Annotated in this window: 8 protein-coding genes; 5 read left to right on the forward strand and 3 right to left on the reverse strand. The window is 71.3% G+C overall.

Annotation, left to right across the window (positions count from 1 at the left end):
- Positions 1 to 61: 61 nt before the first annotated feature.
- The 3 genes from ACFYWS_RS08455 to ACFYWS_RS08465 are packed head-to-tail and all read left to right on the forward strand — an operon-like array spanning position 62 to position 2,075.
- Entirely contained in the window at positions 62 to 538 is a 477-nt protein-coding gene (locus ACFYWS_RS08455) for a DUF2771 domain-containing protein (protein WP_389271231.1), read from the forward strand.
- On the forward strand, positions 508 to 1,206 hold the full coding sequence (locus ACFYWS_RS08460) for a futalosine hydrolase (RefSeq protein WP_389271234.1): 699 nt from the start codon (positions 508 to 510) through the stop codon (positions 1,204 to 1,206). The genes ACFYWS_RS08455 and ACFYWS_RS08460 overlap by 31 nt, the downstream gene beginning before the upstream one ends.
- The gene (locus ACFYWS_RS08465) at positions 1,203 to 2,075 is read left to right on the forward strand and encodes a 1,4-dihydroxy-6-naphthoate synthase (RefSeq protein WP_389271238.1); all 873 of its coding nucleotides are present in this window, start codon (positions 1,203 to 1,205) and stop codon (positions 2,073 to 2,075) included. Before ACFYWS_RS08460 ends, ACFYWS_RS08465 begins: the two co-directional genes overlap by 4 nt.
- Before the next feature lie 4 nt (positions 2,076 to 2,079).
- On the opposite strand, the gene ACFYWS_RS08470 is transcribed toward ACFYWS_RS08465, so the two are convergent.
- Complete coding sequence (locus tag ACFYWS_RS08470; protein WP_323179557.1) at positions 2,080 to 2,463, reverse strand: cold-shock protein; 384 nt, start codon at positions 2,461 to 2,463, stop codon at positions 2,080 to 2,082.
- A 206-nt stretch (positions 2,464 to 2,669) separates the two neighbouring features.
- Here ACFYWS_RS08470 and ACFYWS_RS08475 point away from each other — a divergent pair, with 206 nt between their 5' ends.
- Positions 2,670 to 2,930, forward strand: coding sequence for a hypothetical protein (locus ACFYWS_RS08475; RefSeq protein WP_389271241.1), 261 nt, complete (start codon positions 2,670 to 2,672; stop codon positions 2,928 to 2,930).
- On the opposite strand, the gene ACFYWS_RS08480 is transcribed toward ACFYWS_RS08475, so the two are convergent.
- Entirely contained in the window at positions 2,909 to 3,559 is a 651-nt protein-coding gene (locus tag ACFYWS_RS08480; RefSeq protein WP_389271244.1) for an HAD family hydrolase, read from the reverse strand. The genes ACFYWS_RS08475 and ACFYWS_RS08480 overlap by 22 nt on opposite strands.
- 57 nt (positions 3,560 to 3,616) lie before the next feature.
- On the opposite strand from ACFYWS_RS08480, the gene ACFYWS_RS08485 reads away from it, so the two are divergent.
- Positions 3,617 to 4,564, forward strand: coding sequence for an ABC transporter substrate-binding protein (locus ACFYWS_RS08485; RefSeq protein ID WP_389271247.1), 948 nt, complete (start codon positions 3,617 to 3,619; stop codon positions 4,562 to 4,564).
- 23 nt (positions 4,565 to 4,587) lie between these two features.
- On the opposite strand, the gene ACFYWS_RS08490 is transcribed toward ACFYWS_RS08485, so the two are convergent.
- Complete coding sequence (locus tag ACFYWS_RS08490; protein ID WP_389271250.1) at positions 4,588 to 5,652, reverse strand: hypothetical protein; 1,065 nt, start codon at positions 5,650 to 5,652, stop codon at positions 4,588 to 4,590.
- Between the last annotated feature and the right edge of the window lie 423 nt (positions 5,653 to 6,075).

Below are 6,075 nucleotides of genomic sequence, written 5' to 3' on the forward strand. Positions count from 1 at the left end.
AAACGCGACACCCGCTCCCCCACTCGGAGCGGGAGCGGCGCCGCCAGATAGCCTTCCGCCTATGACCTCCCAGCGTTTTGTTGCGCGCCACCGCCGCGCCGTTGCCGCCGTCGGTGTTGTCGGCGCCGGACTGCTCGTCCTGTCCGCCTGCGACAAGCCGACTCCGCTGGCCACCGTCACGGTGGACCGCAACTCGGTGAACTCCGAGGCCAGCTGCTACAACGACGGCGACCCGCTGAAGCCGACCGAGCTGCAGGGCTGCCTGAAGGACAAGGACGCCGAGTCGATCAAGGTTGACGCGGACGCCACGGTCCGCTTCGGCGTCGACCCGGAGATCGCCGAAAAGGGCTGGACGCTCCTGATGAACGGCCAGCCGCTCACGGACTCCAGCAAGAAGACGTACCGCACGGTTCCCGGCAGCGTCTTCTTCAACCAGCAGTACGGCGCCTCCGGCTCGGCGACCACCGTCACGATCCTGTCGGGCGGCAACTCCAAGGCGTACGGCCTGTGGTCGTTCAAGCTCGAGAAGGACAGCTGACGAATACCGCAGCCCCCGCGCGCGTACTGATCGCCACCGCCGTCCCGGCCGAACGGGACGCGGTGGCGGGCGCGCTGCACGACCACCCCTCGCTCGATGTCGTAGCGGTCGGGGTCGGCCCCGCCGCGGCGGCCGCCGGCACCGCGACCGCGCTCACCAGGGCCGAACTCGCGGGCACCCCGTACACGCTGGTCGTCTCGGCCGGCATCGGCGGCGGCTTCACGGCCGCGCCCGGCGCGGTCCTGGTCGCGGACACGATCACCGTCGCCGACCTGGGCGCCGAGACCGCCGAGGGCTTCGTCCCCGTCACCGACCTCGGTTTCGGCACCGTCACCCACACGCCCCCGGAGTCCCTCGTACGGGACCTCGCGTCGGCCGCCTCCGCGATGGTCGGCACTGTGCTCACCGTCTCCACGGTGACCGGCACCGCCGACCGCGCGGCGCTGCTCGCGCAGCGCCACCCCGGCGCCGTGGCCGAGGCGATGGAGGGCTTCGGGGTCGCGGAGGCCGCCGCCGCGCACGGTGTGCCGGTGGCCGAGATACGCGCCGTCTCCAACGCCGTGGGGCCCCGCGACCGCGACGCCTGGCGGATCGGTGACGCGCTCGCCGCACTGGCCTCCGCCTTCGGGAAGACCGCGCCCGTACTGGAGAGTTGGAAGAACACATGACCGACATCGCAGCGGGGGCCGAGCCCACCCGCATCGCCTTCTCGCCCTGCCCGAACGACACGTTCGTCTTCGACGCCTGGGCCCACGGCCGCGTCCCCGGCGCCCCCGCGCTCGACGTGACCTTCGCCGACATCGACATCACCAACGGCGTCGCCGAACGCCGCGAGGACGCCTACGAGCTCCTCAAGGTGTCGTACGCGGTCCTGCCGTACGTCCTCGACGACTACGCGCTGCTGCCGTGCGGCGGCGCGCTCGGCCGTGGTTGCGGGCCCCTCGTCCTCACCCGCGAGCCGGGCGTGGACCTGTCCGACAAGCGCGTCGCGGTACCGAGCGAGACCTCCACGGCCTATCTGCTGTTCCGGCTGTGGGCCGCGGACGTGGTGCCCGGTGGCGGCGTCGGCGAGATCGTCGTCATGCCGTTCCACGAGATCATGCCCGCCGTGCGCGACGGCAAGATCGACGCCGGACTCGTCATCCACGAGGCCCGCTTCACGTACCAGAACTACGGCCTGCACAAGCTCGCCGACATGGGCGAGCACTGGGAGGCCACGACGGGTCTGCCGATCCCGCTCGGCGCGATCATCGCCCGCCGTGACCTCGGCGCCGACACGCTGCGCTCCTACGCGGACGCCGTGCGCACGTCGGTACGGATGGCCTGGGACGAGCCCGAGGCCAGCCGCCCGTACGTCATGGCGCACGCGCAGGAGATGGACCCGGGCGTCGCCGACCAGCACATCGGCCTGTACGTCAACGAGTTCACGGCCGACCTCGGCGAGGACGGCTACGCGGCGATCCGCGGTCTGCTGACCCGGGCCGCCGCGGAGGGCCTGGTCCCTGCGCTCGCGCCGGACGCGCTGAACTTCCCGTAGCGGCTCAGACGTCCAGCTGGTCCGCCACCGCCCGCAGCAGACCGGCGATCTTCGCGCCCGCGGCCTTGTCGGGGTAGCGGCCGCGCTCCAGCATCGGCGTGATGTTCTCCAGCAGCGTCGTCAAGTCCTGGACGATCGAGGCCAGTTCGTCCGGCTTGCGGCGCTGCGCCGCCGCGATCGAGGGGGTCGGGTCCAGGATGGTGACCGAGAGCGCCTGATCGCCGCGCTGTCCTGCGACCACTCCGAACTCGACCCGCTGGCCGGGCTTGAGGGCGTCCACGCCTGCGGGAAGTACGGAGGAATGCACGAAGACGTCGCCGCCGTCGTCGCGGGAGAGGAAGCCGAAGCCCTTCTCGCTGTTGAACCACTTGACCTTGCCGGTAGGCACGTGAAGTCCTCGTCCTCGTACTAGGTGAAAACGCTGGGATACGGGTCTGGGTAGCAGGACGGCGGGCCGTGGCCCGACCCGCCGTCACCAAGACTATGGGTCTCGGGCCCGGTGACAAGATGTCGCCCGAGTGTTCGCTCGCTGGTCTGTACTCGTCTGTGGTCGGCCCGTGTTCGTCTCTCTGCGCTGGGAACTACCCTGGTCGGGTGCGTGACAAAACCAAAGCCAATTCCGCGGTGGCCGAGACCGGCCCCGGCGACGGCCTCGTGAAAGCCGGCGGCATCGTCTTCATCGTGGGGGCGATCGCCACCCTCGTCACGATGGCGCCGCTGTTCCTCGGCACCGACCCGTTCCCGACGATTTCCTATGCCGTGTGCATGCTGATGGGCGTCGGGTTCGTCATCGCCGCGGCCGGGGTGCTGCGCGGTGTGGCCGCGCAGCGCCGTCAGGCGCGCTCGGCGACGTAACCCGCCAGCCAGGCCGGGAACCCGGTCAGGTCCTCCAGCACCACGTCGGCGCCCGCCGCCCGCAGTTCGGCGGCGTCGCACGGTCCTGTCGTCACGCCCACGGACAGGGCGTCCGCGGTGCGTGCCCCGCGTACGTCGCCGACATGGTCGCCGACGTAGACGCTCGCGCCGTGCTCGCGCAGCGCCTGGCCCTTGCCCTCGGCCCACAGGTCGCCGATGACGGCGTCCGCCTCGATGCCGAGGTGCGCCAGGTGCAGCTTGGCGTTCGGCTCGTACTTCGCGGTGACGACTATCGCCCGGCCGCCCGCCGCGTGCACGGCGGCGATGGTCTCGCGCACCCCCGGCATCGGCAGCGTCGGCTCGATGCCGTATGTGGGATACATCTCACGGTAGCGGTCGGCCATCGCCGGGATCCGCTCCGGCGGGCACCAGTAGGCCAACTCCTCGGTCAGCGGCGGGCCCAGGCGCGAGACGATCAGGTCCGCGTCGATCCGCATGCCGGTCTCCTCGGACAGCGCGACCCAGGTGGCGCGGATGCCGGGCCGGGAGTCGATCAGCGTCATGTCGAGATCGAAGCCGATGGTGGGGCCGGTGGGCGTGGGGTCTTCGTGAGGAGCCATGGGGATCATTCTGCCTCCACGGTGACGGCTTCCCCGAAGCCGATCCCAGGGGCACCATGGGCCCCCATGAACCACACCCGCCTCGCCCTCGGCGCCGCCGTCGCCCTCGCGCTCACCCTCTCCGCCTGCAGCTCGGACGACGGTGAGCGCGCCGCCAAGCCCGCCGCCAAGGCCTCCGGCAGCCATACGGTCTCCACCGCCATGGGCGACGTCTTGGTCAAGAACCTCCCCGGGCGCGTGGTCGTCCTGGGCACCGCAGGGCTCGACTCGGCGATCACGCTCGGCATACGGCCGGTGGGAGCCACCCGGTCCGGCGCCGAGCAGCCCTTCCTCTCGTACCTGCCCACGTCGAAGACCGAGGGCATCACCGAGGTCGGCGAGCGCGGCAGCCCCGACCTCAAGAAGATCGCCGGGCTGAAGCCGGACCTGATCATCGGCGACAAGGCCCACGACGGCCGGCGCTACGAACAGCTCGGCGCCATCGCCCCGACCGTCCTCACCGGGTCCTCCGACGCCGCGTGGAAGCGGAACTTCCTCGTGCACGCCGACGCGCTCGGCGAGAAGGCACGGGCGAAGCAGGTCGCGGCCAAGTACAAGAAGCACGTCTCTGCCGTCACCAAGGCCATCGGCGGGGCGGGCGCGGCGGCGCGCACCGAGGTCAACATCGTCCGGTTCGTCGCGGGCTCCGACATCCGCGTCTCCGGCAGGCGGACCCCCGCGGGCACGATCCTGTCCGACGTGGGCCTCGGCCGCCCCGCGATCACGAACTCGTACGACGTGGGGCCCGAGCAGATCGGCCGGGCGGACGCGGACGCCATCTTCACGTCCACGTACGGGAATCCGGGCCTGGCCAAGGTCGCTGAGGCGACTACGAGCGGCCAGTGGCGCGGCATCAGGGCGGTGCGGGACAGCCGGGTCTACAACGTCGCCGACGAACTGTGGGCACAGGGCGTCGGCTACACGGCGGCCGAGCAGATCCTTTCGGAGCTGGAGTCGGATCTGGCGATGGGATAGGCGGTGGGGGGCGGGGTGCGGGCCTAGAGCCTGGGCGAGCGTGCCCGCCACACCAGGTAGAGCGCCGAGGCGAACGCCGCGCAGCGAAGCACCCACGGCCACGTCTCGTCGAGCGCGCCGCTCAGCCGGCCGTCGGCGATCGGATCGCCCCAACGCCCGTCGCCACGCCCCCACAACCAGACGAGGCCGCCGAGCGCGGCGGTCCCCGGCAGGCCGAACACCGCCCACTTCTTCTGCCCGAGGGTCAGCTGCCGCGACAGGTAGATGACGGCCCAGCCGATCAGCAGCACGAGGACGTTGCCGAGTACTGCGCCGACGGCCAGGGCGAGGGCGGCGACCAGCAGGAAGGGCTGGTTGAAGGAGCGGCCGAAGGAGGCGCGGGGGACGCGGCCTGCCGTGCGGCGGGGCCGGAAGAGGCGGCGGGACCAGGCGGAGCCGGACTCCGCGTCTGCCTCTTCGTCGTCCTCGTCCTCGTACTCTTCGTACTCGTATTCGTCCTCGGCGCCGGCCGGTTCGGGGATCGGGCGTTTACGGAGGTCGGGGCCGCGGCCCGTGCCCGGCGGCTTGAGGATGTCGGGGATCTCGATGCCTCCGACGAACCCCGGCACGTCGTCGACCTCGGTGCCCGGTATGCCACCCCCGGCACGCCACCAGTCGGCCGCCTCGATCGTGCCCAGCTCGTCGGTGCCCGCGAGGTGCACGGGCGCCGGTCCTTCGTCCACGTCCACGTCCACGGGCGGCTCGTCGCGCACCGCCTTGCGGCGTACGCGGGGTGCGCGGGCCTTCGGCACGATCCGGCCGAGTGTGCCCCTGCCCTGCTCGGGCTCGTCGCCCGTGTCCGCGAACTCGTAGCTGCCGTCGCCGTCCTTCGCCCCGGCGACGATCTCGTCCGGTGTCCCGATCCGGCCGATCAGCTTGCGCACGGCGGCGGGGCTTTCGGCGCCACCCGCTGCGCGGCGCCGGTCGATCTCCGTGCGCAGGTCGGCGACGAGGCGCATCCGGGCCGATGACGGCAGTTGCCGCGACTGGGCCAGGTCTCCGACCTTGCTCAGGTAGTCGAAGACGATCTGATCACTCTCGATCCCCACGAAGTCCCCTCCGGGGTGGCGCTGTTGACTTGTCGACGGTATCGCGAATGTCCATGGCCGACCGCCCCCCGGTCACGGGGCTCCGCCCCGGACCCCGCGCCTCAATCGCCGGCGGGGCTTGAGAGATCGGCTCGGCGGGCTATATGGATCAGCCCGGCGCATCTTGATGGAGCAAGCCCGGCGGGGCTTGATAGATCGGCCCGGCGGGGCTTGATAGATCAAGCCGCGGGGGTTGATCTATCAAGCCCCTGCGCCGATTGAGCAGCACCGCAGGGGGTTGGTCTATCGAGCCCCTGCGCCGATTGAGCAGCGCCGCGGGGATTGAACTATCAAGCCCCTGCGCCGATTGAGCAGCACCGCAGGGGGTTGGTCTATCGAGCCCCTGCGCCGATTGAGCAGCGCCGCGGGGATTGAACTATCAAG

It is taken from the genome of Streptomyces sp. NPDC002795 (assembly GCF_042888725.1).
In the GTDB taxonomy this organism is placed as follows: Bacteria; Actinomycetota; Actinomycetes; order Streptomycetales; family Streptomycetaceae; genus Streptomyces.

What these genes read in the sequence shown, in the direction of transcription:
- ACFYWS_RS08465 (WP_389271238.1), top strand. Translation starts at nt 1,203, where the DNA reads ATGACCGACATCGCAGCGGGGGCCGAGCCCACCCGCATCGCCTTCTCG.
- ACFYWS_RS08485 (WP_389271247.1), top strand. Translation starts at nt 3,617, where the DNA reads ATGAACCACACCCGCCTCGCCCTCGGCGCCGCCGTCGCCCTCGCGCTC.
- ACFYWS_RS08480 (WP_389271244.1), bottom strand. Translation starts at nt 3,559, where the DNA reads ATGATCCCCATGGCTCCTCACGAAGACCCCACGCCCACCGGCCCCACC.
- ACFYWS_RS08455 (WP_389271231.1), top strand. Translation starts at nt 62, where the DNA reads ATGACCTCCCAGCGTTTTGTTGCGCGCCACCGCCGCGCCGTTGCCGCC.